Origin of the sequence: Pseudomonas sp. VD-NE ins (assembly GCF_031882575.1) — a bacterium.
GTDB lineage: Bacteria > Pseudomonadota > Gammaproteobacteria > Pseudomonadales > Pseudomonadaceae > Aquipseudomonas > Aquipseudomonas fluorescens_BZ.
The window spans coordinates 2,299,199-2,325,995 of the sequence record NZ_CP134772.1 but is presented as its reverse complement, the minus strand read 5'-3'; the positions used below and the strand labels follow the sequence as shown (position 1 = coordinate 2,325,995).

Annotated in this window: 32 protein-coding genes and 2 tRNA genes; 9 read left to right on the top strand and 25 right to left on the bottom strand. The window is 56.7% G+C overall.

The genetic code is table 11. The features are described from left to right. Window positions 1-107 precede the first annotated feature (107 nt). A complete protein-coding gene (locus RMV17_RS10175; protein ID WP_157786275.1) occupies window positions 108-374 on the bottom strand; it encodes a hypothetical protein in 267 nt (88 codons plus the stop codon). A gap of 188 nt (window positions 375-562) precedes the next feature. Between RMV17_RS10175 and RMV17_RS10170 the strand changes: the two genes are divergently transcribed. After that, the gene (locus tag RMV17_RS10170) at window positions 563-1,774 is read left to right on the top strand and encodes a hypothetical protein (protein WP_016984949.1); all 1,212 of its coding nucleotides are present in this window, start codon (window positions 563-565) and stop codon (window positions 1,772-1,774) included. Window positions 1,775-1,986: 212 nt separating this feature from the next. On the opposite strand, the gene RMV17_RS10165 is transcribed toward RMV17_RS10170, so the two are convergent. The 9 genes from RMV17_RS10165 to thrS form a co-directional block, all read right to left on the bottom strand. Then, a tRNA-Pro gene (locus RMV17_RS10165) sits at window positions 1,987-2,063 on the bottom strand. 89 nt (window positions 2,064-2,152) lie between these two features. Beyond that, window positions 2,153-2,509, bottom strand: coding sequence for a MerR family transcriptional regulator (locus RMV17_RS10160; RefSeq protein ID WP_003179985.1), 357 nt, complete (start codon window positions 2,507-2,509; stop codon window positions 2,153-2,155). Continuing rightward, window positions 2,490-2,792, bottom strand: coding sequence for an integration host factor subunit alpha (gene ihfA, locus RMV17_RS10155; protein WP_002553164.1), 303 nt, complete (start codon window positions 2,790-2,792; stop codon window positions 2,490-2,492). The genes RMV17_RS10160 and ihfA overlap by 20 nt, the downstream gene beginning before the upstream one ends. A gap of 3 nt (window positions 2,793-2,795) precedes the next feature. Further along, on the bottom strand, window positions 2,796-5,174 hold the full coding sequence (pheT, locus tag RMV17_RS10150) for a phenylalanine--tRNA ligase subunit beta (RefSeq protein ID WP_311886407.1): 2,379 nt from the start codon (window positions 5,172-5,174) through the stop codon (window positions 2,796-2,798). A 26-nt stretch (window positions 5,175-5,200) separates the two neighbouring features. Next, window positions 5,201-6,217 carry a phenylalanine--tRNA ligase subunit alpha gene (gene pheS / locus RMV17_RS10145; protein WP_003226365.1) on the bottom strand — a complete coding sequence of 339 codons (1,017 nt, stop codon included), beginning with the start codon at window positions 6,215-6,217 and terminating at the stop codon, window positions 5,201-5,203. A gap of 109 nt (window positions 6,218-6,326) precedes the next feature. Then, window positions 6,327-6,683, bottom strand: a complete 357-nt coding sequence (gene rplT, locus RMV17_RS10140; protein ID WP_034152739.1) for a 50S ribosomal protein L20 — start codon at window positions 6,681-6,683, stop codon at window positions 6,327-6,329. Between the two features lie 28 nt (window positions 6,684-6,711). Further along, window positions 6,712-6,906: a 50S ribosomal protein L35 gene (gene rpmI / locus RMV17_RS10135; RefSeq protein WP_002553160.1), complete on the bottom strand. Its 195-nt coding sequence runs from the start codon at window positions 6,904-6,906 to the stop codon at window positions 6,712-6,714. 60 nt (window positions 6,907-6,966) lie between these two features. Next, a complete protein-coding gene (infC, locus tag RMV17_RS10130) occupies window positions 6,967-7,518 on the bottom strand; it encodes a translation initiation factor IF-3 (RefSeq protein ID WP_171057393.1) in 552 nt (183 codons plus the stop codon). Next, window positions 7,518-9,440, bottom strand: coding sequence for a threonine--tRNA ligase (gene thrS, locus RMV17_RS10125; RefSeq protein WP_007913488.1), 1,923 nt, complete (start codon window positions 9,438-9,440; stop codon window positions 7,518-7,520). Before thrS ends, infC begins: the two co-directional genes overlap by 1 nt. A gap of 371 nt (window positions 9,441-9,811) precedes the next feature. On the opposite strand from thrS, the gene RMV17_RS10120 reads away from it, so the two are divergent. Both RMV17_RS10120 and RMV17_RS10115 read left to right on the top strand, forming a co-directional pair. Beyond that, window positions 9,812-10,114 (top strand): hypothetical protein, encoded by a 303-nt coding sequence (locus RMV17_RS10120; RefSeq protein ID WP_311886406.1) that lies wholly within the window; start codon window positions 9,812-9,814, stop codon window positions 10,112-10,114. A gap of 288 nt (window positions 10,115-10,402) precedes the next feature. Continuing rightward, on the top strand, window positions 10,403-10,615 hold the full coding sequence (locus RMV17_RS10115; protein ID WP_003179963.1) for a cold-shock protein: 213 nt from the start codon (window positions 10,403-10,405) through the stop codon (window positions 10,613-10,615). Window positions 10,616-10,687: 72 nt separating this feature from the next. On the opposite strand, the gene RMV17_RS10110 is transcribed toward RMV17_RS10115, so the two are convergent. Together RMV17_RS10110 and RMV17_RS10105 are read right to left on the bottom strand one after the other, a co-directional pair. Then, complete coding sequence (locus RMV17_RS10110) at window positions 10,688-11,005, bottom strand: I78 family peptidase inhibitor (protein WP_311886405.1); 318 nt, start codon at window positions 11,003-11,005, stop codon at window positions 10,688-10,690. A gap of 169 nt (window positions 11,006-11,174) precedes the next feature. Beyond that, window positions 11,175-11,480, bottom strand: coding sequence for a hypothetical protein (locus RMV17_RS10105; RefSeq protein WP_034152743.1), 306 nt, complete (start codon window positions 11,478-11,480; stop codon window positions 11,175-11,177). A 131-nt stretch (window positions 11,481-11,611) separates the two neighbouring features. Here RMV17_RS10105 and RMV17_RS10100 point away from each other — a divergent pair, with 131 nt between their 5' ends. Then, window positions 11,612-11,824, top strand: a complete 213-nt coding sequence (locus RMV17_RS10100) for a hypothetical protein (RefSeq protein WP_311886404.1) — start codon at window positions 11,612-11,614, stop codon at window positions 11,822-11,824. A 31-nt stretch (window positions 11,825-11,855) separates the two neighbouring features. Here the strand turns inward: RMV17_RS10100 and RMV17_RS10095 are convergent, their stop codons facing one another. The 8 genes from RMV17_RS10095 to RMV17_RS10060 form a co-directional block, all read right to left on the bottom strand. Next, window positions 11,856-12,884 carry a nucleoside hydrolase gene (locus RMV17_RS10095; RefSeq protein WP_038364641.1) on the bottom strand — a complete coding sequence of 343 codons (1,029 nt, stop codon included), beginning with the start codon at window positions 12,882-12,884 and terminating at the stop codon, window positions 11,856-11,858. 31 nt (window positions 12,885-12,915) lie between these two features. Then, entirely contained in the window at window positions 12,916-13,320 is a 405-nt protein-coding gene (gene rbsD / locus RMV17_RS10090; RefSeq protein ID WP_311886403.1) for a D-ribose pyranase, read from the bottom strand. After that, the gene (gene rbsK / locus RMV17_RS10085) at window positions 13,317-14,234 is read right to left on the bottom strand and encodes a ribokinase (RefSeq protein WP_311886402.1); all 918 of its coding nucleotides are present in this window, start codon (window positions 14,232-14,234) and stop codon (window positions 13,317-13,319) included. The genes rbsD and rbsK overlap by 4 nt, the downstream gene beginning before the upstream one ends. A gap of 24 nt (window positions 14,235-14,258) precedes the next feature. Further along, the gene (locus RMV17_RS10080; protein WP_311886401.1) at window positions 14,259-15,278 is read right to left on the bottom strand and encodes a LacI family DNA-binding transcriptional regulator; all 1,020 of its coding nucleotides are present in this window, start codon (window positions 15,276-15,278) and stop codon (window positions 14,259-14,261) included. 3 nt (window positions 15,279-15,281) lie between these two features. Next, window positions 15,282-16,259, bottom strand: a complete 978-nt coding sequence (locus RMV17_RS10075; RefSeq protein ID WP_093432140.1) for an ABC transporter permease — start codon at window positions 16,257-16,259, stop codon at window positions 15,282-15,284. Beyond that, the gene (locus RMV17_RS10070) at window positions 16,256-17,809 is read right to left on the bottom strand and encodes a sugar ABC transporter ATP-binding protein (RefSeq protein ID WP_311886400.1); all 1,554 of its coding nucleotides are present in this window, start codon (window positions 17,807-17,809) and stop codon (window positions 16,256-16,258) included. Before RMV17_RS10070 ends, RMV17_RS10075 begins: the two co-directional genes overlap by 4 nt. Window positions 17,810-17,865: 56 nt before the next feature. Beyond that, entirely contained in the window at window positions 17,866-18,822 is a 957-nt protein-coding gene (locus tag RMV17_RS10065; RefSeq protein WP_311886399.1) for a sugar ABC transporter substrate-binding protein, read from the bottom strand. A gap of 201 nt (window positions 18,823-19,023) precedes the next feature. After that, window positions 19,024-19,473, bottom strand: a complete 450-nt coding sequence (locus tag RMV17_RS10060) for a hypothetical protein (RefSeq protein WP_108226711.1) — start codon at window positions 19,471-19,473, stop codon at window positions 19,024-19,026. Window positions 19,474-19,821: 348 nt separating this feature from the next. Here RMV17_RS10060 and RMV17_RS10055 point away from each other — a divergent pair, with 348 nt between their 5' ends. The 3 genes from RMV17_RS10055 (at window position 19,822) to RMV17_RS10045 (ending at window position 22,072) form a co-directional block, all read left to right on the top strand. Continuing rightward, on the top strand, window positions 19,822-20,910 hold the full coding sequence (locus RMV17_RS10055; RefSeq protein WP_034152752.1) for an asparaginase: 1,089 nt from the start codon (window positions 19,822-19,824) through the stop codon (window positions 20,908-20,910). A gap of 198 nt (window positions 20,911-21,108) precedes the next feature. Continuing rightward, the gene (locus RMV17_RS10050; RefSeq protein ID WP_166219800.1) at window positions 21,109-21,378 is read left to right on the top strand and encodes a DUF1654 domain-containing protein; all 270 of its coding nucleotides are present in this window, start codon (window positions 21,109-21,111) and stop codon (window positions 21,376-21,378) included. A gap of 4 nt (window positions 21,379-21,382) precedes the next feature. After that, entirely contained in the window at window positions 21,383-22,072 is a 690-nt protein-coding gene (locus tag RMV17_RS10045) for an endonuclease (protein WP_034152754.1), read from the top strand. Between the two features lie 54 nt (window positions 22,073-22,126). Here the strand turns inward: RMV17_RS10045 and RMV17_RS10040 are convergent, their stop codons facing one another. After that, window positions 22,127-23,029 (bottom strand): siderophore-interacting protein, encoded by a 903-nt coding sequence (locus tag RMV17_RS10040; protein ID WP_311886398.1) that lies wholly within the window; start codon window positions 23,027-23,029, stop codon window positions 22,127-22,129. 87 nt (window positions 23,030-23,116) lie between these two features. Next, window positions 23,117-23,485, bottom strand: a complete 369-nt coding sequence (locus RMV17_RS10035; RefSeq protein WP_108226708.1) for a penicillin-binding protein activator LpoB — start codon at window positions 23,483-23,485, stop codon at window positions 23,117-23,119. 250 nt (window positions 23,486-23,735) lie between these two features. Here RMV17_RS10035 and csrA point away from each other — a divergent pair, with 250 nt between their 5' ends. After that, on the top strand, window positions 23,736-23,930 hold the full coding sequence (csrA, locus tag RMV17_RS10030; protein ID WP_003179932.1) for a carbon storage regulator CsrA: 195 nt from the start codon (window positions 23,736-23,738) through the stop codon (window positions 23,928-23,930). 226 nt (window positions 23,931-24,156) lie between these two features. Here the strand turns inward: csrA and RMV17_RS10025 are convergent, their stop codons facing one another. From RMV17_RS10025 to RMV17_RS10015, 3 genes are all read right to left on the bottom strand, one after another. After that, window positions 24,157-24,612, bottom strand: coding sequence for a DUF2214 family protein (locus RMV17_RS10025; RefSeq protein WP_311886397.1), 456 nt, complete (start codon window positions 24,610-24,612; stop codon window positions 24,157-24,159). Window positions 24,613-24,622: 10 nt separating this feature from the next. After that, complete coding sequence (locus RMV17_RS10020) at window positions 24,623-24,889, bottom strand: hypothetical protein (RefSeq protein WP_311886396.1); 267 nt, start codon at window positions 24,887-24,889, stop codon at window positions 24,623-24,625. Window positions 24,890-25,225: 336 nt separating this feature from the next. Beyond that, window positions 25,226-25,302, bottom strand: a tRNA-Val gene (locus RMV17_RS10015). 183 nt (window positions 25,303-25,485) lie between these two features. Here RMV17_RS10015 and RMV17_RS10010 point away from each other — a divergent pair. Further along, window positions 25,486-26,769 carry an FAD-binding oxidoreductase gene (locus tag RMV17_RS10010; protein ID WP_311886395.1) on the top strand — a complete coding sequence of 428 codons (1,284 nt, stop codon included), beginning with the start codon at window positions 25,486-25,488 and terminating at the stop codon, window positions 26,767-26,769. Window positions 26,770-26,797: the final 28 nt, after the last annotated feature.

Genomic DNA, 26,797 nt, shown 5'->3' with positions numbered 1-26,797 from the left:
GGGGACGAAAGAAGCCCTCGCTTAACGTGCCGCTTAGAGTTCCGAGGGGCCGGGGAGCAGCAGACATAAAAAAGCCCAGCGGCTAGGCTGGGCCTTCAATCAGACAGTTACTCAACGTAGCTTTTGCGGAGATTGCTCACATGCGTTCGGCCATTAGGAATCGTACCCTCTCCGGCGATTACGACAACGACATTATCTCCCACGCAAGGTCGTACACGATTCTCAAGCCATTTCGTGATGCTAGTCCGAGAGCTGGTAGCTCGATCATAGTCGTAGTCTTCGACCAGATCGTTAGGATTACCGCGAACCACAACCCGCATTTCTTCAATTTCGAATACTTTTTGTTCAAACGCTGCGATCGATATTTTTGCCACTTTGAGACTCCTTTCATGAGAGTCTGAGTCTCCTCAAAAAGCCCACGAATTTCAATGTCAAAGTGCCACACATAGCAAAAACCCCGACGATTAGGCCAGATTTTTTGTAGTCAATCTCTACACTGCCTAGAGCTGCAACCTCCTAAGCGTAATTGCGAGCGCTATTCCTCCATAGCAGTGGGTCAAATATGTTCGAAGCGATCACTTATAGAAATGCGATAGGACCAGGGCCTCTGATTGACATTGGCGCACTCGCAGAAGGGCTGATTTTCTATGGACGGGTAGTGATTGCGGCTAATAGCGCGACCATTGAAGAGCTACTCACTCGTATCCCCCCTTTCATACTCTTATCCTTACTACGAGATGGAAGACTGGAAATCCATTACATGGAGGACCACACAGGGGTGTCAAGCGATACGCTTAGCAACGGAAGATCGGTTCACGGCCTGATCAGATTTTCGTCTCCTGATCATATAATCGAAAAAGTGGGGCCACAGAAGTTCCGCGCCGCAGCAGGTAACACCAGCCAGGCAAAAATCGGTGCAAGCCAGTTCACACGGCTCCTCAACCCCCTTAGCCATTCTGGTTTTGATCAAGAGTCTTTGCTTCAAACCTTTTCGGAAGGGGACTCGATTCAAGACGCTGTTAAAGCCCTCATTCGTGAAGTGGCACCGACCTTCGAAAGCCCGAATGACTTTCGGTTTAAGGTTGAACGAGAGCGGAATGGGCAGTTCTCGGTTGATACAAACATCGACTTCTCTAGCCTCAACAAGATTTACCACCGAGTAGTGCCTCCCGAACACTCAACCGTTACGGAAGCATACATTTTGGCATTGGTGCAGGGAGCATATCTCGCAAGCTTTCTGGCTGCGTCGCTGAATACAGAGATCGCAGTGCATCCTATTGAGAAGGTGGTGCAAGCAAGCGCTATAGACTCAGTCGTCAGGAAATACACCCAAAGCCAGCTTCAGATTGAGCGCTTCGCAGATCTAACACTCTCTGGGGGCCATGCGATTCGGGAGGCCGTCAATTCGGGCGCAGTTCCTTTCGCATCAGTAGTGAAGCTTCTAGACTCCGCAGACAAATTTCGTCATTGGCTACACCAGCAACCAGCAGATGCGAATTTGGTCAGAGCCTATTATCAGGAAACAATCAAAAATTCCTGGGTTGCAAAACTTCCGGGGAAAAGCATGCGGTGGGGAATTTTCACCGGCATTGGACTAGGAATTGACGCATTAGGCGCTGGCGGCCTAGGTACTGCTACAGGTGTCGCTGTTAGCGCAATTGACTCGTTTCTCGCAGATAAGCTTGTCGGGGGATGGAAACCTCACCAATTTGTCGAACGAGACCTTAAAACCCTATTCAACCCAGTCGAAAAGGTAGGAAGTGGCAAGGGGTGAGTTACTGGCCCTCAAATAGGTAGATATTCGCCGACCTAAATACCTAAAGCGGGGTGCCAATCATCGTGCAAGGTAGTGCCAAATCTGCCGCCTCCTTACACGTAGCTGACAATTTTGAAGAGGCGGAAGGATGAGCCATCGACAAGGCTCGAAAATCTCCCAGACATGAAAAAGCCCAACTCGCTAAAGTTGGGCTAAGTCATTGAATTATATGGTCGGGACGGAGTGATTCGAACACTCGACCCCTAGCACCCCATGCTAGTGCGCTACCGGACTGCGCTACGCCCCGACTGGTTTTACAACTCGTTCTTCACCTCGAAGAACGCTCAAGAATATAGCGCAAGCTTTTGAAAACTGGAAGTATTCAAACGCTGCTTTTTATTTCTTGAGAACCACCAGCACATCTTCTAGTTCAGCAATCATCTGCCGAATCATCTGCTTGTATTGGGTCGTGTCGTCTTTGGCTTCATCGCCGGACAGACGCAAGCGCGCACCGCCGATGGTGAAACCCTGATCGTAGAGGAGCGCGCGGATTTGCCGGATCATCAGCACGTCCTGGCGCTGATAATACCGGCGGTTTCCGCGGCGTTTGACGGGGTTGAGTTGAGGAAACTCCTGCTCCCAGTAGCGCAGCACGTGTGGCTTTACAGCACACAGCTCGCTTACTTCACCGATGGTGAAGTAGCGTTTGCCCGGGATGACGGGTAGTTCGTCGTTATGACTTGGTTCCAGCATAAGCCTCAACTCGGGCCTTCAACTTCTGCCCTGGACGAAAGGTGACCACACGGCGAGCCGTGATCGGGATTTCTTCCCCCGTTTTCGGGTTGCGGCCAGGCCGCTGGCGTTTGTCCCGAAGGTCGAAATTGCCGAAACCCGACAATTTGACCTGCTCGTTGTCTTCAAGAGCGTGCCTGATTTCCTCGAAAAACAGTTCGACCAATTCCTTGGCTTCCCGCTTGTTCAGGCCCAGCTCTTCATACAGACGTTCCGCCATCTCAGCTTTCGTCAAAGCCCCCATACGTCACTTCCTTAACGTGGCGTTCAACCTTTGTTCGAGCGAGGTGAGGATATTTTGCGTCGTCGAATTCACCTCATCGTCATTAAGAGTGCGCGATGGATGCTGCCAGGTCAAGCCAACTGCAAGGCTTTTTCTATCAGGATCAATGCCTTTACCCTGATACACGTCAAACAGCCTGAGATCTGTGAGCCATTCGCCTGCATTTTCACGGATTACATCCAGTACGGCCGCGGATGCGACGTCTTTGTGCGCAATCAGTGCAAGGTCACGACGCACTTCAGGAAAGCGCGACAACTCGTGGAATTTCGGCATTTTACCGAGTGCCACTTCTGCCAGAACCAGCTCGAAAACGAAGACTGGACGGTCCAGACCCAAGGCTTTCGACAATTCCGGGTGAATGGCGCCGATGAAACCGACTTCACGCCCCTCGCGCTCGATGCGCGCGGTTTGACCCGGGTGCAGCGCCGGGTGTTTGCCCGGAGCGAAAGTGAACGAATCCAGCGCACCAGCAAAGCCCAGCACCGCTTCCACGTCAGCTTTGACGTCGAAGAAATCGACAGTGTCGCGACCTTGCGCCCAGCCTTCCGGCAGACGGCTACCGCAAACCACACCGGACAGCATCGGCTCTTGCTTCAAGCCATCCAGCTGACCGACAAAACGAAGACCGCTTTCGAACAGACGCACGCGATCCTGCTGACGATTGAGGTTGTGCTGCAACGCTTTCACCAGACCCGGCCACAGCGACGAGCGCATGGCAGCCATGTCATTGGAGATCGGATTGGCCAGCAACAGCGGCTCAACGCCCGGATTGAACAGCTCGAACTGACGTGGGTCGATGAAGCTGTAAGTAATCGCTTCCTGATAACCACGAGCCACTAGCAGGCGACGCAGTTCCGGCAGATCGCTACGTGCTTCAGCTTTGGCTTGTGGCGCCAGACGCGCTTGCGGGTAACGAACCGGCAGACGGTTGTAGCCGTACAGACGGGCCAGCTCTTCGATCAGATCGACTTCCAGGCTGATGTCGAAGCGATGGCTTGGCACTTCTACGCGCCACTGACCTTCGCCGTCGGCAGCAATGCCAAGACCCAGGCCACCGAGCAAACGCTCAACCTGGGCGGAATCCATTTCCATGCCGAGCATCTGAGTGATGCGCTGGGCACGCAGGGTGATCGGCGCGATCGACGGCAGGTGCTGCTCGCTGACGGTCTCGATGATCGGGCCGGCTTCACCGCCAGTGATTTCCAGCAGCAGGCCAGTGGCGCGCTCCATGGCTTCACGGGCCAGTTGCCAGTCAACGCCACGCTCGTAGCGGTGCGAGGCATCGGTGTGCAGACCGTAGGAACGAGCCTTGCCAGCGACAGCGATCTGGTCGAAGAATGCGGATTCCAGGAATACGTCGCGAGTCGTCGCAGAGACGCCGCTGTGTACGCCGCCCATCACACCGGCAATCGCCAGCGCGCGGGTGTGGTCGGCGATGACCAGCGTATCGCTACGCAGGCTGACTTCCTGACCGTCGAGCAGAACGAGCTTCTCGCCCTCTTCCGCCATGCGCACACGGATGCCGCCGTTGATTTCGGCGAGATCGAACGCGTGCAGCGGCTGGCCCAGTTCGAGCATCACATAGTTGGTGATGTCGACGGCAGCGTCGATGCTGCGCACGTCGGCGCGGCGCAGACGTTCAACCATCCACAGTGGTGTCGGCTTGGACAAGTCAACGTTACGGATAACGCGGCCCAGGTAACGTGGGCAAGCAGCAGGCGCCAGTACTTCTACCGAACGCACTTCGTCATGCGCGGCTGGAATGGCCATAACCACCGGACGGGTGACCGGCGCGTCGTACAGCGCGCCGACTTCACGGGCCAGACCGGCCAGGGACAGGCAGTCGCCGCGGTTCGGGGTCAGGTCGACCTCAATGCTGGCATCTTCCAGATCCAGATACACACGGAAGTCTTCGCCCACCGGCGCATCGGCCGGCAGTTCCATCAGACCGTCGTTGCCTTCACCGACCTGCAACTCGGCTTGCGAGCACAGCATGCCGTTAGACTCGACGCCACGCAGCTTGGCTTTCTTGATCTTGAAATCGCCCGGCAGTTCAGCACCGATCATGGCAAACGGAATCTTCAGGCCCGGACGCACGTTTGGCGCTCCGCACACGACCTGGAAGGTTTCCGCGCCATTGCTGACCTGGCAAACGCGCAACTTGTCGGCATCAGGATGCTGCTCGGTGCTCAGCACCTCGCCCACCACAACACCATTGAAAGCACCAGCGGCCGGGGTCACGCTATCGACCTCAAGGCCCGCCATCGACAGACGAGCAACCAGCTCGTCGCGATTTACCTGCGGGCTAACCCAGCCACGCAGCCATTGTTCACTGAATTTCATCCTGCTCTCCTAAGAATTCGTTACGACTAGCGAAATTGCGCGAGGAACCGCAAGTCGTTGTCGAAGAACAGACGCAAGTCGTTCACGCCGTAACGGAGCATGGCCAGACGCTCGACGCCCATACCGAAAGCAAAACCGGAGAACTCTTCCGGATCGATGCCGGACATGCGCAGCACGTTCGGGTGAACCATGCCGCAGCCCATCACTTCCAGCCAGCCGGTTTGCTTGCAGACGCGGCAGCCTTTACCGCTGCACATCACGCATTCCATATCGACTTCAGCGGACGGCTCGGTGAACGGGAAGTACGAAGGGCGGAAACGTACTGCCAGCTCTTTTTCGAAGAACACTCGCAGGAATTCTTCAATGGTGCCTTTGAGATCGGCAAAATTGATATCGCGATCGACCAGCAGGCCTTCGACCTGGTGGAACATCGGCGAGTGGGTGATATCGGAGTCGCTGCGATACACGCGGCCTGGGCAGACGATGCGGATCGGCGGTTGCTTCGATTCCATGGTGCGGACCTGTACCGGCGAGGTATGGGTGCGCAGCAGCATGTTGGCATTGAAGTAGAAGGTGTCATGCATCGACCGGGCCGGGTGATGGCCTGGGATGTTGAGCGCTTCGAAGTTGTGATAGTCGTCTTCGACCTCAGGGCCTTCGGCGATGCCGTAGCCGATACGGGTGAAGAACTGCTCTACGCGCTCCAGAGTCCGGGTCACCGGATGCAGACCACCAGAGGTCTGGCCACGGCCCGGCAATGTCACGTCAATGGATTCGGCAGACAGTTTGGCAGCCAGTTCGGCCTCTTCAAACAGAGCCATACGCGCATTGAGAACGCCTGTAACACGTTCCTTGGCAACGTTGATCAGGGCGCCGACTTGCGGACGCTCCTCTGCCGGCAAATTCCCCAGGGTCTTCATCACCTGAGTCAATTCACCCTTCTTGCCAAGGTATTGAACCCGGATTTGCTCCAGGGCATTGATATCTTCAGCGCTTTGCACAGCCTCTAGTGCTTGAGAGACCAGCGCATCCAGGTTTTCCATGTACAGACTCCAGATACAAAATAGGGGAAGAGCTTGAAGGCTCTTCCCCTATTTAAGACGTTTACCACCTGGCCCCACGGAAGTGAGGCCGGGTGATTGTCGGGGGTACTTAAGCCAAGGTGGCTTTAGCTTTCTCGACAATCGCAGTAAACACCGCTTTTTCGTTCACTGCCAGATCAGCCAGAACCTTACGGTCGATCTCGATGGACGCTTTTTTCAGGCCAGCGATGAAACGGCTGTAGGACAGACCGTTAACACGAGCACCAGCGTTGATACGAGCGATCCACAGAGCGCGGAACTGACGTTTTTTCTGACGACGGTCACGGTAGGCGTATTGGCCTGCCTTGATTACCGCTTGCTTGGCAACACGGAATACGCGGGAGCGTGCGCCGTAGTAGCCTTTAGCAAGTTTCAGAATTTTTTTGTGACGCTTACGGGCAATGACGCCACGCTTTACACGAGCCATGAGTTACTTCCTCTATTCTTGACTAAAATTAACGAAGGCGCAGCATGCGCTCGACTTTTGCCACGTCAGACGGATGCAGCAAGCTGCTACCGCGCAGTTGACGCTTACGCTTGGTCGACATTTTAGTCAGGATGTGGCTCTTGAAAGCGTGCTTGTGCTTGATACCGTTAGCAGTTTTCAGAAACCGCTTAGCAGCACCACTTTTGGTTTTCATTTTTGGCATGTTCGGATACTCCGCATTCAGTTGATAAACATAATCAGAAGGCCTGCCGTGCCCTGTTGATTACTTCTTCTTTTTCGGGGCGATGACCATGATCAGCTGGCGTCCTTCCATCTTAGGATGCTGTTCGACCGAACCGTACTCGAGCAGGTCAGCTTCAACCCGCTTGAGGAGTTCCATCCCCAGCTCCTGGTGGGCCATCTCACGGCCGCGGAATCGCAAGGATACCTTGGCCCTGTCCCCATCACTCAGGAAACGTACCAGGTTGCGCAGTTTTACCTGGTAATCCCCTTCCTCCGTCCCTGGACGAAACTTGATTTCTTTTACCTGAATCTGCTTCTGGTTCTTCTTCGCCGCGGCAACCTGCTTCTTCTTTTCGAAGATCGATTTGCCGTAATCCATCACACGGCAAACCGGTGGGATTGCGTCTGCGGAGATTTCCACCAGATCAAGCTTTGCTTCTTCAGCAATACGAAGCGCTTCATCAATCGAGACGATGCCAATCTGCTCGCCATCAGCGCCAATTAACCGAACCTCGCGTGCCGAGATATTCTCGTTGATCGGGGCTTTCGGTGCAGCTCGTTTATCTTGTCTCATTTCACGCTTAATAATAATTACTCCGAATCTGGGCGACCACGCCGGGAAACCGCTTGCGCGAGAAACTCAGCGAACTGGGCGACGGGCATCGAGCCCAGGTCAGCACCTTCACGAGTACGCACAGCGACAGTCTGCATCTCGACTTCCTTATCTCCGATAACCAAAAGATAGGGAACCTTGAGCAAAGTATGCTCGCGGATTTTAAAGCCGATCTTTTCATTTCTCAAGTCGGACTTGGCACGAAATCCGCTTTCGTTGAGAGTTTTTTCAACTTCTGCAACAAAATCTGCCTGTTTATCAGTGATATTCATGATCACCGCCTGGGTCGGCGCGAGCCACGCAGGGAATGCACCTTCGTAGTGCTCGATCAGAATCCCGACGAAACGCTCGAACGAACCGAGGATCGCACGGTGAAGCATCACAGGGTGTTTGCGGCTGTTGTCTTCGGAGACGTATTCAGCGCCCAAACGGACAGGCAGGTTAAAATCGAGCTGCAAGGTACCACATTGCCAGACGCGACCGAGGCAATCTTTCAGCGAGAATTCGATCTTCGGACCGTAGAAAGCGCCCTCACCCGGCTGCAGATCGTACGGCAGGCCCGCAGAATCAAGGGCTGCAGCCAATGCAGCTTCAGCGCGATCCCACAGCTCGTCGGAACCGACGCGTTTTTCCGGACGAGTGGACAGCTTCATCTCGACATCGGTGAAACCGAAATCGCGATAAACGTCCATGGTCAGCTTGATGAACGCAGCGGATTCAGCCTGCATCTGCTCTTCGGTGCAGAAGATGTGGGCGTCGTCCTGAGTGAACGCACGTACGCGCATGATGCCGTGCAGCGCACCCGACGGCTCGTTACGGTGGCAAGCACCGAATTCGGCCAGACGCATCGGCAGCTCGCGGTAGCTCTTCAGGCCCTGATTGAACACCTGCACGTGGCACGGGCAGTTCATCGGCTTGATGGCGTAGTCGCGGTTTTCCGACTGGGTGGTGAACATGTTGTCGGCGTAGTTGGCCCAGTGCCCGGATTTCTCCCACAGGCTGCGGTCAACGACTTGAGGGGTCTTGATCTCAAGATAGCCGTTGTCGCGCTGGATCTTGCGCATGTACTGCTCGAGCACCTGATACAGAGTCCAGCCGTTCGGGTGCCAGAACACCATGCCCGGGGATTCTTCCTGGGTATGGAACAGGCCCAGACGCTTGCCGATCTTGCGGTGATCGCGCTTTTCAGCTTCTTCGATGCGCTGGATGTAAGCCGCCAGCTGCTTTTTGTCAGCCCAGGCGGTGCCGTAAACGCGCTGCAATTGCTCGTTCTTGGCGTCGCCGCGCCAGTAGGCGCCCGACAGTTTGGTCAGCTTGAAGGATTTCAGGAAGCGGGTGTTCGGCACGTGCGGACCGCGGCACATGTCGACGTATTCTTCGTGATAGTACAGGCCCATGGCCTGCTCGTTCGGCATGTCCTCGACCAGGCGCAACTTGTAGTCTTCGCCACGGGCCTTGAACACTTCGATCACTTCGGCGCGCGGAGTGACTTTCTTGATGACGTCGTAATCTTTCTCGATCAGCTGCTGCATGCGCTGTTCGATAGCAGCCATGTCGTCCGGAGTAAAAGGACGCTCGAAGGCGATGTCGTAATAGAAGCCTTCATCGATGACCGGCCCGATGACCATTTTCGCAGTCGGGTACAGCTGCTTGACCGCGTGGCCAACCAGGTGAGCGCAAGAGTGGCGAATGATCTCCAGCCCCTCTTCATCCTTTGGCGTAATGATTTGCAGGGTCGCGTCGCTGCTGATGATGTCGCTGGCGTCGACCAGTTGGCCATTGACCTTGCCGGCCAGGGTGGCTTTGGCCAGACCGGCACCAATGGATGCGGCGACCTCGGCTACGGAAACCGGGTGATCGAATGAACGTTGACTGCCGTCGGGAAGAGTAATAGTTGGCATGGCGCCTCCTCTCCTAGTGGTGACCCCTACCAAAGGTCACGTGGGTTGGGATGAGCCAGTACAAGATCCGATCCAGGCCATTCAATGACGAACGCCTGCCTTACAGCGGCAGGAGCCTTGCGGCCAACCGGAAATCGAACCAGAGTGACTGGGATTCAAATCGAGAATATTCGCACGTTGACCGCTGCCGGGACTGAAGGTCTTCCGGAGCCTGAGAACGCTTGAGCCCGGCATGCTAGCACAGATGAGCGGTCACTTATGCGTCTGTTTGATCAGAAGGCAAATCGTCTGTTTTTATGCCAGAGTGCTGAACTTGATAGGCCTTTCAGCCCTCAGATAACAAGACATTGACCCACAAGGAGCATCCTCGCATGCGTCTGAATACCCTGTTCGCCGTAGTCGCCCCTATCGTTATGCTGCTGCCGCTGAGCGCCCACGCCGACTGGCCGAAGGGCGAGCGTGACAAGTACATGGCGCAGTGCACCCAGGCGGCTACTCCGCAAATTGGTGCCGCCGCGGCCAAATCGCACTGCGCTTGTGGCGCTGATGCCATCAAGTCCTATCCTGCCGCCGACATTCAGGCGCTGATGGACAACAAGGCTACCCCTGAACTGCAGCAGAAAGCGCTGGGCCAAATCGCCAAATGCAAGGCAAATACTCCGACGAAAAAGTGATCAAATAAGTCTTCCGAGTTGGCTCAGCGCCTCTAAAAAGGGCTGAATTTGAGCCTTTTCGGACGATTTATGCAGGTTTTACAGGTTTTTTTATTGTCTTTACTTTCCGCGCAAAGCCTTGCAAACCGGGGCTTCCAGCCGAAATGGGCAGTAAAGAAAACACGACTGATTGGCAAACAGCACGTCCGGGGGGCTACCAAAGCGAACATTTCGACTATGATACCCGGGTGTGCCCAGTTGGCCTGAGCAGCACAGTACTGAAAAATATATGTTTCTTGGAGATACACCATGTCTAATCGCCAAACCGGCACCGTTAAGTGGTTCAACGATGAAAAAGGCTTCGGCTTCATCACTCCTCAAGGTGGCGGTGACGACCTGTTCGTACACTTCAAAGCTATCGAATCCGACGGTTTCAAAAGCCTGAAAGAAGGCCAGACCGTCTCCTTCGTGGCTGAGAAAGGCCAAAAGGGTATGCAAGCTGCACAGGTTCGCCCAGAGTAATTTCTCGGCGCACTAAAAAAACCCCGTCCATGTGACGGGGTTTTTTATGCCTGCAACAAAAGCGCTGTGTGATCAGCCGCAGTTGACGCGAGTGATCACCAGATTGTTGTCGGTGTTCAGATTCAGGCGGTCAGAGCGGTACTCGAGCGTGATCATGTCGTTCGGCTTGAGAAAGCGGGCATTTTGCGCCCCGGCTTTGTTGCGCGCCTGCTCCAGCAGCTCTGGCGAAGCTTTCTTGCCAATGGCGAACTCCGCCGCCGATGCTTCACAGCGGCCATGACCGGCTTCGGTCGCCACAGATTCCTTTGCCGACTCGCTGGAGGTCGTGCTGCAACCGGCCAACATCACAGCGGCCATAAGTGCACCCAGTGTCGCGAACTTCAAAGGCATGAAGCCTCCTTGTTTTCAAAATGGTTAAGCTGAGATCGTGCGACCGCCGTTCCGGCATTTGGTTTCACAGCCGAGGCCATCACCCTGCCCCACGATCAGAAAAACGCCGAGTGTGCCTGAGCGGCATGCGTCACTTCATCAATGAATCGTGACTGAATATTAACGGCACTCAGTAGATGTCGATGTAGTCATACGGCGGATTCGGCCAGTTGTCCTTCAGCGCGTTGAAAATCTGCATCACCCACACCTCGTCGCTGGCCGCGACATTGCCCACGTACCCTGAACCCTTGGCCCAGGTTTCCAGGCGAAACAGCAAACCGTCGATATCCTGCCCACCGGTAACGCCGGAAGAAATGTAAGCGATACCGCCCTTGGTCACGCGCAGTTGCGTGTGTTCGTCATCACTGGCCGAGGCAAGCAATTGGCGCACTGCGTCGAGCGTGAGGCCGTCAGGGGTATTCAAATCGATCTGCACAACACGATCCTTGGAAAGCCTTAAAAGACCAAGTGTCGCATAGCGCTCCGCTCATGCCTAAGTCGCAGTGCCAAATGCCCGACAAAATGGTTAACTCGAATCTCAGACTTTCCAACCTTTCGAGCGCTCTCATGACCACAATCAGCATCGACGCCGCCATCAATGCCAAATGGGCTGACGGACACAGCTCTTACAGTCCGGGAACCACCGAAGAACTGGCGCTGATTGGTATCGATTTATTGGTCAAGGAACTGGGCACCGAGGCGGCTCAGCAATTCATCAAGCAGATTTTCGAGCGCTATCCGAGCGAACAGGTCGAGCACGAACACGCAGAGAAGGGATAAACCCGCAGGCTGGCACCTGCGGGTGAGTTGCTTATTTCAAGCGCTTCAGGCGCTCGGTGAGCAAGTCAAAGAAGCCTTGAGCATCGCCATTTTCCACCCAGAAAGCGTTTTTAGGTGCCTTCAGGCCGTCGTACCAATCGACGATGGTCTGACCGAAAGTCGGCCCTTCACGGCTATCCACCACGACATTCACCGAACGACCGGTAAACAGTTCCGGCTTGAGCAGGTAAGCCACAACGGTGGCGTCATGCACCGGGCCACCCGGAATACCGTAGTGCTCCATGTCGCCTTTGATGTACTCGTTGAGGATGTCGCCGACAATCTTGCTCGCGTTGTTGTTCAGCGCAGCGATCTGCTTCAGGCGCGCGTCACTGGTGAGAATCTTGTGGGTCACGTCCAGTGGCAGGTAGGTCAGTTTCACGCCGCTTTTCAGGACCACTTCAGCCGCTTGCGGGTCAGCAAACAGGTTGAACTCGGCCACCGGGGTGATGTTGCCACCATTGAAGTGCGCCCCGCCCATGATCACCACCTCCTTGATACCCTGAACGATTTCAGGCTCCTGGATCAGCGCCAGCGCCAGGTTGGTCTGTGGACCGAGCATGGCGATCGTGATGCTGTGCGGCTTGGCCTTTTTCAGGGTATCGATCAGGTAGTTGACCGCATTGCCTTCAGCCAGACCCTTTTTCGGCTCGTGCACGGTGACACCCGACAGGCCTTCCTTGCCATGGATGTTCTCGGCGTAGATCGGCGTGCGCATCAGCGGCTTCGGCGCACCGGCGTAAACCGGTACATCTTCGCGCCCTGCCCACTCACGAGCCAGTCGTGCGTTACGCGAAGTCTTGTCGAGGCGCACGTTGCCGGCCACGGTGGTCAGCGCGCGAATGTTCAGTTCGTCCGGCGAGGCCAGTGCGAACAGCAAGGCGACCACATCGTCGGCCCCCGGGTCGGTGTCGATGATCAGGTCGATTTTTTCCGCCGCGTGAGCGCCGGTCGCAGAGATAACGGACAAAAGCAGCAGGCTCCGGAGCAGTTGGTGCAGTTTCTGAGCATAGCGTTGCATGGCGCATTCCTTGTGCTTGTTAAATCAAAAGTTAAAAGGTGACTCCAGCGACCAGCACGATGTTGCAGTACGGCTGGCATTCGCCTGTACGAACAATCGCCCGAGCCTGTCGGCTGAGCACCTTGAATTGCTCATGACCGAGCAGATCGCGACGCCCCAGAGCGCCCTCTTCATTCAACGCGTCCAGCGCAGTCAGTGCGGTCGGTTGCTTGTCGAAGATTTCTTTGGCCAACGCATGGCTTTCCACCTGCATCTCGCTGAGCACGACCTTCAGGGTGCTGACGAAATCCGGCACACCGTGGGTCAGCGCCAGATCAATCAGCTCGACGCCCGGCGGCACTGGCAGCCCGGCATCACCAATGACCACCATGTCGCCATGGCCCAGGGATGCGATCAGCCGCGACAGTGCGACGTTAAGCAGAGGAGTCTTTTTCATGCGGGTTTAAAGGCCTGTACGTCGGATTGGGTTGGAATGGACGGTTGTGCACCGGCGCGGGTTACCGACAGCGCGGCGGCGATCTGCCCGTAGCGAATCGCCTCGGCCTCGGATTTGCCATTGGCCAGCGCCGCCGCAAAGCCACCGACAAAAGTGTCTCCGGCGGCAGTGGTGTCGACAGCCTTCACTTTCGGCGCCGGGAAATGCTCAAAGCTCTGGCCGTTGGCGAACAGCGAACCTTGAGCACCGAGGGTAATGATGACTTTGCCCGCGCCCATGGCGATCAGTTGGCTGGCGGCACTTTCTGCGCTTTCCAGCGAGTCCACCTGCAACCCGCTCAACACGGTCGCTTCGCTCTCGTTGGGGATCAGGTAGTCGATCGCGGCAAACCAGTCTGCCGGCAGTGGACGACTGGCTGGCGCCGGATTAAGGATGACAATTTTACCCAGCGCGCGCGCACGCTTGAGCGCATGCCCCACCGTGGCATCCGGAATTTCGAGCTGGCAGATGATCACGTCGGCGGCTTGCAGCACCGCATCGAACCGGTCTATCACTGCCGGCGTCATGGCGCCATTGGCGCCGGCGACGATGACAATGGCGTTCTGACTGTTGTCATCGACCACAATCAATGCCACACCACTGGAATCAGCGACTGTGCTGACGGCCTGACAATCGATCTGCTCGGCCAACAAGGCGTCACGCAGTTGCACGCCATAGTCATCATTGCCAACACAGCCGACCATCGCCACCTGTGCGCCCAAACGCGCTGCGGCCACCGCCTGATTGGCGCCCTTGCCACCGGAAACCGTGGCAAACGAATGACCGATCAGCGTTTCACCGCCGACGGGAAGTCGCGGCGCGCGAGTCACCAGATCCATGTTCAGGCTGCCTATTACCACTACATTTGCTGGCATACATCATTACTCGTCAATTCGGTTTCAGCGGTATTCGGTGAACACGCCGGACAACGGTGCGGTCGATTCGCGCAGCACAATACTCGGGGTCACGATCCTTTGATCAGTGCTCAGGTGCGGCGTAGCAATCCTTCGCAGCAGCACTTCGGCCGCCATCTCGCCCAGCTGCAGGATCGATTGTCCCACAGTGGTGAGCGCCGGATACACGTAACGACTCATCTGGATATCGTCAAAGCCAATCACCGACAGCTCGCTCGGCACGCGAACATTGCGCTCCGCCGCCGCGCGCAGAACACCGATACCGATCATGTCATTACCGGCGAAAATCGCGCTTGGCGGATTGCTCTCAAGCAGAATCGCTGCCGCGTTGTAGCCGCCGGTACTGGTGAAATCACTTTCCAGCATGCGCGCTTGTCGCACTTCGATGCCCGCTTCTTTCAGCGCCCGGCAATATCCGGCCTGACGCATCTGCGCCACACTGGTACTCGCCGGACCGCCAATGGTGGCGATATCGCGATGCCCCAATTCCAGCAAATGCCGGGTCGCGAGGTAAGCGCCGTATTCGTGGTCGATGCGCACCAGATCGGCATCGACACCGTCCAGACCACGGTCGACGATGACCATCGGCGTTTTCACTCCGGCCAGCCCCTGCGCCAGTCCGCTGTCACCGCCGGCGGAAGCAACGATCAAACCGTCGATGCGCTTTTCCAGCAATACACGCAGATAGCTGCGCTGCTTGTCGGGATTGTCGTCGGAGTTGCAGAGAATCACGCAGTAGCCGTTACGTTCGCAATAATCCTCGATGCCCCGCGCCAACTCTGCGAAGTACGGGTTGAGACTGTTCGGCACCAGCAGGCCGATGGTTGCAGTGGTCTTGGCCTTCAGCGAGCGCGCCACCGCGCTCGGCACATAGTCGAGGCTCTTGATCGCCGCCTCGACTTTCAGCCGCACTTCCTGACTGACCGGCCGGGTGTTGTTCACCACATGCGACACCGTCGTGTAGGAAATTCCCGCGAGGGCTGCCACATCCTTGATCGTTGCCATGTCTTAGCCCCGGCGACTGGCGCGCTGACTGCGATAAGTGTCGAGCACCACCGCGATCACGATGACGGCGCCAGTGATGATCCGTTTGGTCGGTTCGGTCGCACCGATCTGCGCCAGCCCCGCCGCCAGCACCGAGATGATCAGCACGCCGAAAAACGTGCTGATCACCGAGCCGCGCCCGCCCATCAGGCTGGTGCCGCCGATCACCACCGCGGCGATCACTTGCAGCTCCAGACCGGAACCGGCGTTCGGGTCAGCGGCTTCCAGACGAGAGATCTGAAACAGCGCGGCGATACCGGCCAGCAGGCCCATCAGGCTGAAGACCAGAATTTTGTAGGGTTTCGGATTGATCCCCGCCAGACGCACCGCCTCTTCGTTGGTGCCGATGCCGATCAGGTAGCGACCGAACACGGTACGGGTCAGAACGGCCTGGGCAATGATGATCACCAGCAAGGCAATGATGAACGACGGCGAGATGCCGAACGCGATCGGGTTCGACAGCCAGGCAAACGAGTCACCGATGTACGCCGTGCGCGATCCGGTCATCTGATAGGCCAGACCCCGAGCCATTTCCAGCACGCCCAGGGAGACGATGAACGATGGAATCCGCCATGCCACTGTGATCGAACCGGTGACCGTACCGGCCAGTGCTGCCACTGCCATGCCGAGCAACGCTGACGGCAATACGCTCCAGCCCCAACCGAGAATGGCGACGCTGACCGTTGAAGCGGCGAGCGCCAGCACCGACCCCACCGAAAGGTCGATGCCGCCGATGATCAATACGAAGGTCATGCCGACCGCCAGCACCATCAGATCTGGAATCTGGTTGGCCAGCGTACTGAAGGTGTTATAGGACAGAAAGTGGCTGCTCAAGACCGAGAACAGCGCAATCATCGCCAGCAAGGCACCGGCCAGGCCCAGATAAGTGCCCAGGCCATAGAAGTTGCCACTACGTTTGCCGGCAGGAGATGCAGTTTTCATGGGAGATCCCTAGGCGCCGCTTCATTGAGCAACGCATCACGTTTTTGGTAGCCGGCGAACGCGGCGGCAAGCAAGTCATCCTGTGTCCAGCTGTCGCGCTCGAAGGTGTCGATCAAGCGCCCGGCCGACAACACGCCGATCCGGTCGCAGATCAGCATCAGTTCACGCAGGTCACTGGATACCACCACCAGCGCTTTGCCCTGGCGAGTCAGTTCGCCGAGCAAGGCATAAATGTCAAACTTGGCGCCGACGTCGATGCCACGGGTCGGCTCGTCGAACAGCAGCACCGAACAGTCGCGCTCCAGCCAGCGGCCGATCACGACTTTCTGCTGGTTGCCACCGGACAGCTCGGAGACCAATTGTGTCGGACTCGAACTGCGGATGCGCATGGCGTCGATCTGACGCTGCGCCAAAGCGATTTCGTCGGCGTTGTTGACGACACCGCCACTGGAAATTTCCGGCATGTTGCCCAGCGCGATGTTGGCGCTGATCGACTGACTGAGCAGCAGCCCTTCACCCTTGCGGTCTTCGGTGATCAGCGCGATGCCGTTGCGTACAGCATCGACTGGCGAACGCACACTGACAACTTTGGCTGGCGAGCCAAGGGCAATGCTGCCGCTGTCGGCAACGTCTGCGCCGAAGATCAGTCGCAGCAGCTCCGTGCGCCCTGCCCCGATCAGCCCGGAAATCCCGAAAATCTCTCCGGCACGGACTTCGAAGGAGACATCGCGCACTTTGTCGGAACGGGTCAGGCCTTTAATCGTCAGCGCCGGGCCACCAATCTTGCGCGGGCCCATGTCGATATGCTCGCCGAGTTCACGACCAACCATCAGCGTAACCAGTTGCTCGCTGTTGTAGTTGGCCATCGGCTCGACGCAAACCAGATTGCCGTCACGCAGCACGGCAATGCGCTGTGCGACGCGGGCCAGCTCTTCGAGGCGGTGGGAAATATAAATGATCGAAACGCCACGCGCCTGCAAGCGGGTGATCTGCTCAAAGAGCATTTCGACTTCACGCGCCGTAAGCATCGCGGTCGGCTCATCGAGAATCAGCACGTGGCAATCGCCGATCAGGTTACGGGCGATTTCGACCATCTGCTGATGCCCGATCCCCAACTCGCCGACCAGCGTATCCGGATCGATCGCGTCGAGGCCGACCTGCGCCATGGCTTCGATCGCGGCTTTGCGCAACTGCTTGCGGCTGATCCAGCCACCGTTGCTCGGCAGGTTGTCGAGAAACAGGTTCTCCGCCACCGACAGGGTCGGTAACAGATTGAGTTCTTGCATGACCATGCGCACGCCGAGTTCTTCGGCCTGGGTACGACTGCCCGGTCGATAGTCCTTGCCCTGGAATTGCATCTGGCCGGTCGTCGGCGTGACCAGTCCGCCAATGATCTTCGACAGGGTACTTTTGCCGGCACCATTCTCGCCGGTCAGCGCCAGCACTTCACCGCGCATCAGCGTCAGATCGATGCCGGTGAGCACCGGTTGCGCATAGGTCTTACCGATACCGCTGACCGAGAGGACAGCGTTCGGGGCGGAAACTGACATAAAAACTCTCCATGCGCTCGCCCGGACGGACGAGCGCCGTTGTGTCGCCAGAAGACTTACTTGGTGACCAGCTCGACCGGTGTTTCGATCACGCCATTGGCGCCGCTGTCCACTTTCTCACCCTTGATGATTTTCAGCGCGGTTTCGATGCCGAACACCGCTTGCCGGGCAGCGAACTGGTCAGCGGTGGCCAACACGCGACCGTCTTTGAGCATTGGCTTGATCGCGTTGATGTTGTCGTAACCGACGACCTGAACCTGACCAGCCTTGCCCGCGGCACGTACGGCGGAAACGGCACCGACGGCCATGCTGTCGTTACCGGCCAGCAGCGCTTTGACGTCCGGGTATTCGCTGAGGATCGAAGCGGCAACCTTGTTGCCCTTGTCGATTTCCCAGTCACCGGATTGCAGGGAAACGATCTTTATCTGCGCAGCGTCCATCGCGTCCTTGAAGCCAGCGGTGCGCTGCTGGGCGTTGGTCGTTGTGGAGACGCCTTCAATGATGCCGACTTCGTCACCGGCCTTCAGCTGCTTGGCCAGGTATTCGCCGACCAGACGCGCGCCTTTGCGGTTGTCCGGGCCTACGAAAGGCACGCTGATGTTTTTGCTTTTGACGATGGCCGGATCGAGTTGGTTGTCGATGTTGATCACGGTAATGCCGGCGTCGACGGCTTTCTTGATCACCGGCACCATGGCCTTGGAATCAGAAGGCGCAATAACCAGTGCATTGACCTTGGCCAGGATCATTTGCTCGACGATGCGGGTCTGGCCTGCCGTATCGGTTTCGTCCTTGATGCCGTTGGAGATCAGGTCGAAATCGGCGGAGTGTTCTTTCTGGTAGGCCTTGGCGCCGTTTTCCATGGTCAGGAAGAATTCGTTGGCCAGGGATTTCATGACCAGCGCGACTTTGGGTTTTTCGGCGGATTCGGCGAACGCCGAAGAGACAGGTAGTGCGGCGGCTGTGGCAGCCAGCATAGCGACAGCAAGAAGACGTCCAGCGAATGGCAGCTTCATGGGTTCACTCCGATCTTATGATTATTGTGAGCAACGCTTGCGCCGGCGTAAGCTACTTGGCTATCTGCCAGGCCATATAGCGCCGGGAGAGCCGCGCAAACGTTTGCGTAGACCGAACTATGCGAATCCCGCCGACATTTGTCAACAATCAGAAATCGTCATTTGTTGTAGGGCGAATCGTCCGACTCGCCCCTTCGCTGCTTATACCGTGGTGCTGACCAGGTTACCGCTGGTGGAACTCTTCGTCATTTCCTTGACCAGTGCACCGGCCACTTCTGCCATCGCAGCGCTGGTTTGCGCGATTTGCCCCTGAATGGACATCACCGCTTGCGATTTGGCCTCAGGCGTCGGATAGGTCTTGGCTTGTGCGGCCGCCAGTTGTTGTTGCTGCTCCTGAAGTTGCTTCTGCAGTTCCTGCATTCGCTTGAGCAACATCTTGACCGTGACGCTCAGGTTGTCGCCGCTTTCAGCCTTGCTGTCTTCTGGCGCGGCAGCACCACCGGTCCTGACTTGGTTGCTCTGCTCTTTCTCAGTGCCCAGCGCTTCGGTGGAAGCGTCCGCCTCCGCCTGACTCAATGCATTGATGGTCGCTGCGGTTTTGCCGCCGATGGTGACTGCCGCAGGATTAGATAAACCGACCGTCAGTGACATGTGAACTCCCTAGATTCTGTTTCCTTGAACAACCATCGGCCCCCGCGAGAGTTTCTTTAGCAGAAAAGCCGAAACCGGCAACCCCAATCAATCGACAGAACCGGTAGTCCTTTTCGGAGAGCCGAACGCGAAAGCGTCCATTGTTCGGAAACCCGGATACACAATTCAATCCGCGATTTGTCATTCCATAAAATATTGATGTAAATCATCAGCTTAAACATTTCTCTAACGCAAAGTGTGGCTGGTACAGATCCTGCTCCCTTCACCGCACTCCGGGCATCCAGATCGGCTTGGGGTGCATCTAGATGAACCTGCATCAGCACCGTCTCACTACTAGAGAGAAAAATAATGAAATCTGCTTTCAACACTTTGGTTCCGGGCGCCTTGGCCCTTCTCCTGCTCCTGCCCACCGCCCTTCAGGCGAAAGAAGTCGAAACCCAGACCAAGCTCGCTAATGTCGTCGTACTTGCCACGGGCGGCACCATCGCCGGCGCTGGCGCAAGCGCCGCCAACAGTGCCACCTATCAGGCGGCCAAGGTTGGCGTCGAACAATTGATCGCCGGTATTCCCGAGCTGAGCAAACTGGCGAATGTGCGTGGCGAACAAGTCATGCAGATTGCCTCGGAAAGCATCACCAACGAAAACCTGTTGCAACTGGGTCGCCGCGTGGCCGAACTGGCCGATAGCAAAGACGTCGATGGCATCGTCATCACCCACGGCACTGACACCCTGGAAGAAACCGCTTACTTCCTCAATCTGGTGGAAAAAACCGACAAGCCGATCATCGTCGTTGGTTCGATGCGCCCAGGTACTGCCATGTCCGCCGATGGCATGCTCAACCTGTACAACGCCGTGGCAGTGGCCAGCAGCAAAGAAGCGCACGGCAAAGGCGTACTGGTGACCATGAACGATGAAATCCAGTCCGGTCGCGACGTCAGCAAGATGATCAACATCAAGACCGAGGCCTTCAAAAGTGCCTGGGGCCCACTGGGCATGGTGGTTGAAGGCAAATCGTACTGGTTCCGCTTGCCAGCCAAGCGTCACACCATGGATTCGGAATTCGATATCAAAAACATCAAGAGCCTGCCTGACGTAGAAATCGCTTATTCCTACGGCAACGTCAGCGATACTGCCTACAAGGCTCTCGCCCAATCCGGTGCCAAGGCAATTATCCATGCCGGTACTGGTAACGGCTCGGTCTCCTCCCGCGTTGTTCCAGCCCTGCAAGCGCTGCGCAAGGATGGCGTGCAAATCATTCGTTCGTCCCACGTCAACGCTGGTGGCTTCGTTCTGCGTAACGCCGAGCAGCCAGACGACAAGTACGACTGGGTTGTGGCTCACGACCTGAACCCGCAAAAGGCCCGCATCCTGGCAATGGTCGCTTTGACCAAAACCAACGACAGCAAAGAGCTGCAACGGATGTTCTGGGAATACTGATTCGCCTTCGCCCGATCAATTCTCGATCGGGCACCCTGCGCACCACTCGCCCAATAGGCGGGTGGTGCATCGCTTACAACGCTCTCGCACTTTTCCCACAAAAAAATCGACACGGCCTACACCAAAATCTGAAAACCGCTGTCAGAGGATTTTCTTGAATTTTAAGCAGTTGCGAAAATGCTTACAGTTAAATACTGTATGCACGTACAGCTTAATAAGGATAACCTCGTGGCCACCTCCCCTGATGCTCCTGACGCTTACGAACGCATGGGCATGCGCGTTCAGAAAATCATCAATTCCCCTACCGCCCAGAAAGCCAAAGCCGCACTGATCTTCCGTCTGCCGGACGAGCCGATGGACGAGTGGGAGCGCCTGCTCGAGGAAATCGACGAGAACGACAACGTCACCCTCGCCTATCGCGACGACGGCGGCGTGCAGATTTTTTGGGTTGTACCGAAGGAAGATTGATTCGATGAGTGTCCGCTGTTTTGCTTTGCTGTTGCTGTTTATCGCCATGGGTGCCCAGGCTGGCGCACCCCGCACATTTACCGAGGCCAAAAAGGTCGCCTGGAAACTGTATGCGCCGCAGTCCACTGAGTTTTATTGCGGGTGCAAGTACACCGGCAACAAGGTTGACCTGAAAGCCTGCGGTTACGTGCCGCGCAAGAATGCCAAACGTGCGTCACGCATCGAGTGGGAACACATTGTTCCGGCTTGGCAGTTCGGTCATCAGCGTCAGTGCTGGCAGGAAGGCGGCAGAAAGAATTGCACCCGTTACGACCCAAGCTATCAGAAGGCCGAAGCCGACCTGCATAACCTGGTGCCGAGCATTGGCGAGGTCAATGGCGATCGCAGCAACTTCAGCTACGGTTGGTTGCCCGTGCAGTCGGGGCAGTACGGTTCGTGCCTGACCCAGGTCGACTTCAAGGCGAAGAAGGTCATGCCTCGCCCGTCAATTCGCGGCATGATCGCCCGCACTTATTTCTACATGAGCAAGCAGTACGGCTTGCGCCTGTCGAAACAGGATCGGCAATTGTATGAGGCGTGGGACAAGACTTACCCGGTGCAGGACTGGGAGCGTCAGCGCAATCAGAGCGTGGCGTGTGTGATGGGCCGCGGTAATGAATTTGTCGGCCCGGTGAACATGAAAGCCTGCGGGTGATCGACCACTTGAAAGAAAAGGCCTCGAACGTCATGTCCGAGGCCTTTTTTTTGGCTAGCTGCCCGCCTTGTTGTAGCGCCAGTACCCCATCAGGTTGAGCGACTCCCTCGGGATCCCGCACTCTTTGATCAGGTACCTGCGCAGGCTCATCACCGCGGCGCTTTCTCCAGCGATCCAGCCATAGAAACCCTCACTGGCTGCCTCGGCTATTTCCCAAAGAATCTCTTTATCGATATCGACCTCGGCCAACTCGACAGCCTGGCCGATGGATGAGGCATGAAGGGGTGGAACGGCTTTCTGTACGGCCGCCGCCATCAACGTACCGGCGCCGGCCTGGTCCCGGATCAGCCACTGCACCGTCAGCCCGACCCAATCGGGAACTGCCAGCATATCCTCGACACTGTCGACTTCGAAAAACGCCTGCGTCAGGGGTGGCTCGGCCAAAGCGGCCAACTCATCGAGAATGCCCATGGCCGCAGGTAGCGCCGTGCCGTCGGCGACCAGCAGAACCTGCTTAAGGGTCTGCGGCGGCTTCCATTCGAACCCTCCGGCGTCCTGTGCTGAAAAGCGGCGATCCGGGGCGAGAATCTGCATCGAATCACCGGGCTGCGCCCGAAGCGCCCAACGCGAAGCCGGCCCGGTTTCGCCATGCAGGACGAAATCAATATCCACTTCGCCTTGTTCTGCACGCAAATGGCGAATGGTGTAAGTGCGCATGGCCGGACGTCGATCGGCAATCATTGCCTTGAAGCGGGCGTACCAACCCTCTCCCTGAGCAAGCCTGGCAGGCGAACCATCAGCCGCAGGAAAAAACAGTTTCACCCTTTGATCCGGCGCCCAGGTGGCCATTTCTTTAACAGCAGGACTGGCCAGCGTGATTCGCATCATATGCGGGCTGAGTATGGTTTTGCGATGCAGGATGACGTCGAACAGCTTGTAAGGATTGGCGGAGGCCATGCGGAGCTCCTTCGGAAAATCGTGACTGACTCGTATAAGACGAGCCACATCCGAGGTCCTTTAGGTCGCTCCGCTGAAACGCGGCGTTTACGGCGTGATCGGGTGCTCGATCACCACCGATTCAATATTCTGCTTCTTGGCTTTCACCAGAGCGGCATCCACTTGTACTTTTCGGGCTTCAGCTTCGGCTTGCGAGTTGAAAGGACCAATCAGAATTCGCGCTTTGCCACTGCTGTCCTTGATCACCGTAGGTACGAAAGCGTGCTCGATCAACCAGCCACTCAGGTCGCTGATAGCCTGCGGGGTTTCGCCGCGGACTTCGAGATCCCATTGTGGTGCTGCGGCCGCCGTTGGCGCCGCAACTGCAGCCGATTGTGGTTTCGGTGCGTCTACATTCTTCCCTTCACCACACCCTGCCAATACCAGTGCCGCGACTACCCAAACCAATTTGCGCACAACGCTTTCCTCGAAATTCTCAAAGCCGCGATCTTATCATTCATAAATACTTCGCGAGCCCCGCAAAATGGGCGCAAAACAACGAGATTGATGCTTGCAGCCTCTGTATAGTTACGCCCTGGGAATTAATGCCGCTTCTGCGCGTCAGAAAGAGGCACCCAAACCGTGAGACTTCGCACTAATCTATACGTACCACCGACCTCTGCACTGTCTGAATCAGGTGCCCTACAAAGCAATCAAGGAGAAGACCATGCTGATACTCACCCGCAAAGTCGGTGAAAGCATAAACATCGGTGATGACATCACTATCACCATTCTGGGCGTTAGCGGCCAACAGGTCCGCATTGGTATCAACGCTCCGAAAAACGTTGCAGTGCACCGTGAAGAGATTTACCAGCGCATTCAGGCTGGCCTGACCGCCCCGGACAAGCCACAAACGCCCTGAGCCGCATCGCAGTCAGTAGCCAGTCCGTTTTACCTTGTGGAATGACTGGCTAGAGATTCACGCGCCGTTTTGCCATCCGCTCCCCACTCTGCTGGGTACGGCGCCTGACACGCAAATCCCGATTCCCCTTTCATTCCGCCCCCGCACCCTCTTGCCGCCCGATACTACCTGCCATCACCGAGGCTGGCTGTCGGACGTTTCCGACAGAACACAGAGAATTCGCCCTCTAACCGAATGTCACACCACGCGCCATGCCCGTGGCCGCGATCACCATCAGCACCAGCAACAACGCCTCGACATGACTGATTCGCGCGTATAGCTTCGCGCGCCCGGTATCGATTGCTGCGCCGCGTGCGGACGCGATCCGCCATTTGATCAACGTGATCATCGGGGCGAGTTCGACAATCAGGATCAGCACAAACAGCGTCATCTTCAGATGAAACAGTGGCTGATGAAGATAATAGTCAGTGCCCTTTTCAAAGCCTCCAAAAGCCCGCATCCCGCCTGTCACCAGCAGAATCAACGCAGAAATCCCCCATAGATTATCGGCGAGCAAAACGCGCCGGACCTCATCTGCGCCAGCAGCAAGGCGGCTGAATGCCGTCCCTCGATTCAGAACCGCCCAAAAGCCCAAGGCAAAAGCCAATAGATGAATAGCCGCTAGAAACCAGTGAACCAGCATCGATACACCCTCATCGCAAAGAGTTGAAAATCGGCCAGTCAGTAGTAGTCGAAAAAGCAGGGATTTGCCTGCGAGCAATCGCCAGGCAATTACGGGAGATCGAGAGGAAAAATGAAACGGCAAAGCCAAATCGCAGGCAAAAAAAATCCCAAGCAGCTGATGGAAGCTTGGGATTTAAAAATGCATAAACCGTGGTGGTGAACGCGGGGCGAATGTTACTTAATTCCACGAACAGTAACAACGGTTTTTTGATAACTGGTTGGTTAGTAACACTCATAACCCTTTCAATATCCACACTTTTTCAAAGGACGCTAGCGACGAACGGCGAATCGTCAGCCAACTGCCTGACCCGACGATGCAGAAATTCGATCATGGATGGGGGCACGACGAAGACTTGCGCACGCCATTCAGCAAGGACCGCAAACGGTGAAGTTCGACTCGCAGTGAATCAACAGCCTCGCATGGAATTTCGAATGCCCTGAGATCGACTAAACGCGAAGTCCAGCTGGCGCCCTGAGGAGGTTTTTGCAAAAGTTTTGCAAATCGCAGACGACAAAAAAGGGCCCACCTTTCGGTGAGCCCTTCTAGACCGCCCAGCAGAGCGGATTTTGTTTGGTAGGCGCGATTGGACTCGAACCAACGACCCCCACCATGTCAAGGTGGTGCTCTAACCAACTGAGCTACGTGCCTGCTGTGAGGCGGCATTCTACGGAATTCCGGAGGGGTGTCAACACCTTTTTTTCACCTAACCCTATGAATATGCAAAATATTTAATTTCGGCTCGTCGACGAAGATTTTCTGGTGGCTGGCGGAGGTTTTTCAACTCGGGTAGGATCGACGCACTCGTAAAATATATTAAACAGAGGCTGCAGGATGGCGAACACCCCTTACCCAGAGTCTTATTACGCCGCGTCGGCCAATGCCGTACCGCCCCGCCCTGCCTTGCAGGATGATGTGGAGACGGACGTCTGTGTAATCGGCGCCGGGTATACCGGATTGTCCTCTGCTCTGTTCCTGCTGGAGAATGGTTTTCGCGTAACGGTCCTGGAGGCGGCCAAGGTCGGTTTCGGCGCCTCCGGGCGCAACGGCGGGCAGATCGTTAACAGTTATAGTCGTGACATCGATGTGATCGAGCGCAGCGTCGGCCCCAAGCAAGCGCAACTACTCGGACATATGGCGTTCGAGGGTGGCCGGATCATTCGCGAGCGCGTGGCCAAGTACAACATCCAGTGCGACCTGAAGGACGGCGGCGTGTTCGCCGCCCTGACGACCAAGCAGATGGGCCATCTGGAATCGCAGGAGCGCCTCTGGGAGCGCTTCGGTCATACGCAGCTGGAATTGCTCGATCAACGTCGTATTCGCGAAGTGGTTGCGTGCGATCAGTACGTCGGCGGCATGCTCGACATGAGCGGCGGGCATATTCATCCGCTGAACCTCGCGCTCGGCGAAGCGGCGGCGGTCGAGTCCCTCGGCGGCATCATCTATGAGCAATCGCCTGCCGTGCGCATCGAACGCGGCGCCAATCCGGTGGTGCATACGCCGCAAGGCAAGGTCAGGGCCAAGTTCATTATCGTCGCCGGCAATGCCTACCTCGGCAATCTGGTCCCGGAACTGGCAGCCAAATCGATGCCATGCGGCACGCAAGTAATCACCACCGAGCCGCTGGGAGACGAACTGGCGAAAGCGCTGCTGCCGCAGGACTACTGCGTTGAAGACTGCAATTACCTGCTCGACTACTACCGCCTCACGGGCGACAAGCGCCTGATCTTCGGCGGAGGCGTAGTATATGGCGCACGCGATCCAGCGAACATCGAGGCGATCATCCGCCCGAAAATGCTCAAGGCTTTTCCGCAGCTCAAGGATGTGAAAATTGATTACGCCTGGACGGGCAACTTCCTGCTGACGCTGTCGCGCTTGCCGCAAGTTGGGCGCCTGGGCGACAACATCTATTATTCGCAAGGTTGCAGCGGCCATGGCGTGACCTACACCCATCTGGCCGGCAAGGTGCTCGCCGAAGCGTTACGCGGTCAGGCTGAGCGCTTCGATGCGTTTGCCGACTTGCCACACTACCCGTTCCCCGGCGGGCAACTGTTGCGCACACCGTTTGCTGCGTTGGGTGCCTGGTATTACGGCTTACGCGACAAATTCGGGATGTAAAAAAGGGCCGCTGAACAGCGGCCCTTTT

Excerpts from the sequence above, each read along its gene's own strand:
- RMV17_RS10045 (WP_034152754.1), top strand. The coding sequence starts at position 21,383 with ATGAGTGTCCGCTGTTTTGCTTTGCTGTTGCTGTTTATCGCCATGGGT.
- rbsD (WP_311886403.1), bottom strand. The coding sequence starts at position 13,320 with ATGAAAAAGACTCCTCTGCTTAACGTCGCACTGTCGCGGCTGATCGCA.
- ihfA (WP_002553164.1), bottom strand. The coding sequence starts at position 2,792 with ATGGGGGCTTTGACGAAAGCTGAGATGGCGGAACGTCTGTATGAAGAG.
- RMV17_RS10065 (WP_311886399.1), bottom strand. The coding sequence starts at position 18,822 with ATGAAGCTGCCATTCGCTGGACGTCTTCTTGCTGTCGCTATGCTGGCT.
- rplT (WP_034152739.1), bottom strand. The coding sequence starts at position 6,683 with ATGGCTCGTGTAAAGCGTGGCGTCATTGCCCGTAAGCGTCACAAAAAA.
- thrS (WP_007913488.1), bottom strand. The coding sequence starts at position 9,440 with ATGCCAACTATTACTCTTCCCGACGGCAGTCAACGTTCATTCGATCAC.
- RMV17_RS10010 (WP_311886395.1), top strand. The coding sequence starts at position 25,486 with ATGGCGAACACCCCTTACCCAGAGTCTTATTACGCCGCGTCGGCCAAT.
- RMV17_RS10025 (WP_311886397.1), bottom strand. The coding sequence starts at position 24,612 with ATGCTGGTTCACTGGTTTCTAGCGGCTATTCATCTATTGGCTTTTGCC.
- RMV17_RS10075 (WP_093432140.1), bottom strand. The coding sequence starts at position 16,259 with ATGAAAACTGCATCTCCTGCCGGCAAACGTAGTGGCAACTTCTATGGC.
- RMV17_RS10170 (WP_016984949.1), top strand. The coding sequence starts at position 563 with ATGTTCGAAGCGATCACTTATAGAAATGCGATAGGACCAGGGCCTCTG.
- csrA (WP_003179932.1), top strand. The coding sequence starts at position 23,736 with ATGCTGATACTCACCCGCAAAGTCGGTGAAAGCATAAACATCGGTGAT.
- RMV17_RS10020 (WP_311886396.1), bottom strand. The coding sequence starts at position 24,889 with ATGAGTGTTACTAACCAACCAGTTATCAAAAAACCGTTGTTACTGTTC.
- RMV17_RS10120 (WP_311886406.1), top strand. The coding sequence starts at position 9,812 with ATGCGTCTGAATACCCTGTTCGCCGTAGTCGCCCCTATCGTTATGCTG.
- RMV17_RS10080 (WP_311886401.1), bottom strand. The coding sequence starts at position 15,278 with ATGGCAACGATCAAGGATGTGGCAGCCCTCGCGGGAATTTCCTACACG.
- RMV17_RS10050 (WP_166219800.1), top strand. The coding sequence starts at position 21,109 with ATGCACGTACAGCTTAATAAGGATAACCTCGTGGCCACCTCCCCTGAT.
- RMV17_RS10070 (WP_311886400.1), bottom strand. The coding sequence starts at position 17,809 with ATGTCAGTTTCCGCCCCGAACGCTGTCCTCTCGGTCAGCGGTATCGGT.
- RMV17_RS10060 (WP_108226711.1), bottom strand. The coding sequence starts at position 19,473 with ATGTCACTGACGGTCGGTTTATCTAATCCTGCGGCAGTCACCATCGGC.
- pheS (WP_003226365.1), bottom strand. The coding sequence starts at position 6,217 with ATGGAAAACCTGGATGCGCTGGTCTCTCAAGCACTAGAGGCTGTGCAA.
- RMV17_RS10110 (WP_311886405.1), bottom strand. The coding sequence starts at position 11,005 with ATGCCTTTGAAGTTCGCGACACTGGGTGCACTTATGGCCGCTGTGATG.
- pheT (WP_311886407.1), bottom strand. The coding sequence starts at position 5,174 with ATGAAATTCAGTGAACAATGGCTGCGTGGCTGGGTTAGCCCGCAGGTA.
- rpmI (WP_002553160.1), bottom strand. The coding sequence starts at position 6,906 with ATGCCAAAAATGAAAACCAAAAGTGGTGCTGCTAAGCGGTTTCTGAAA.
- RMV17_RS10100 (WP_311886404.1), top strand. The coding sequence starts at position 11,612 with ATGACCACAATCAGCATCGACGCCGCCATCAATGCCAAATGGGCTGAC.
- RMV17_RS10040 (WP_311886398.1), bottom strand. The coding sequence starts at position 23,029 with ATGGCCTCCGCCAATCCTTACAAGCTGTTCGACGTCATCCTGCATCGC.
- RMV17_RS10095 (WP_038364641.1), bottom strand. The coding sequence starts at position 12,884 with ATGCAACGCTATGCTCAGAAACTGCACCAACTGCTCCGGAGCCTGCTG.
- rbsK (WP_311886402.1), bottom strand. The coding sequence starts at position 14,234 with ATGCCAGCAAATGTAGTGGTAATAGGCAGCCTGAACATGGATCTGGTG.
- RMV17_RS10055 (WP_034152752.1), top strand. The coding sequence starts at position 19,822 with ATGAAATCTGCTTTCAACACTTTGGTTCCGGGCGCCTTGGCCCTTCTC.
- RMV17_RS10160 (WP_003179985.1), bottom strand. The coding sequence starts at position 2,509 with ATGCTGGAACCAAGTCATAACGACGAACTACCCGTCATCCCGGGCAAA.
- RMV17_RS10115 (WP_003179963.1), top strand. The coding sequence starts at position 10,403 with ATGTCTAATCGCCAAACCGGCACCGTTAAGTGGTTCAACGATGAAAAA.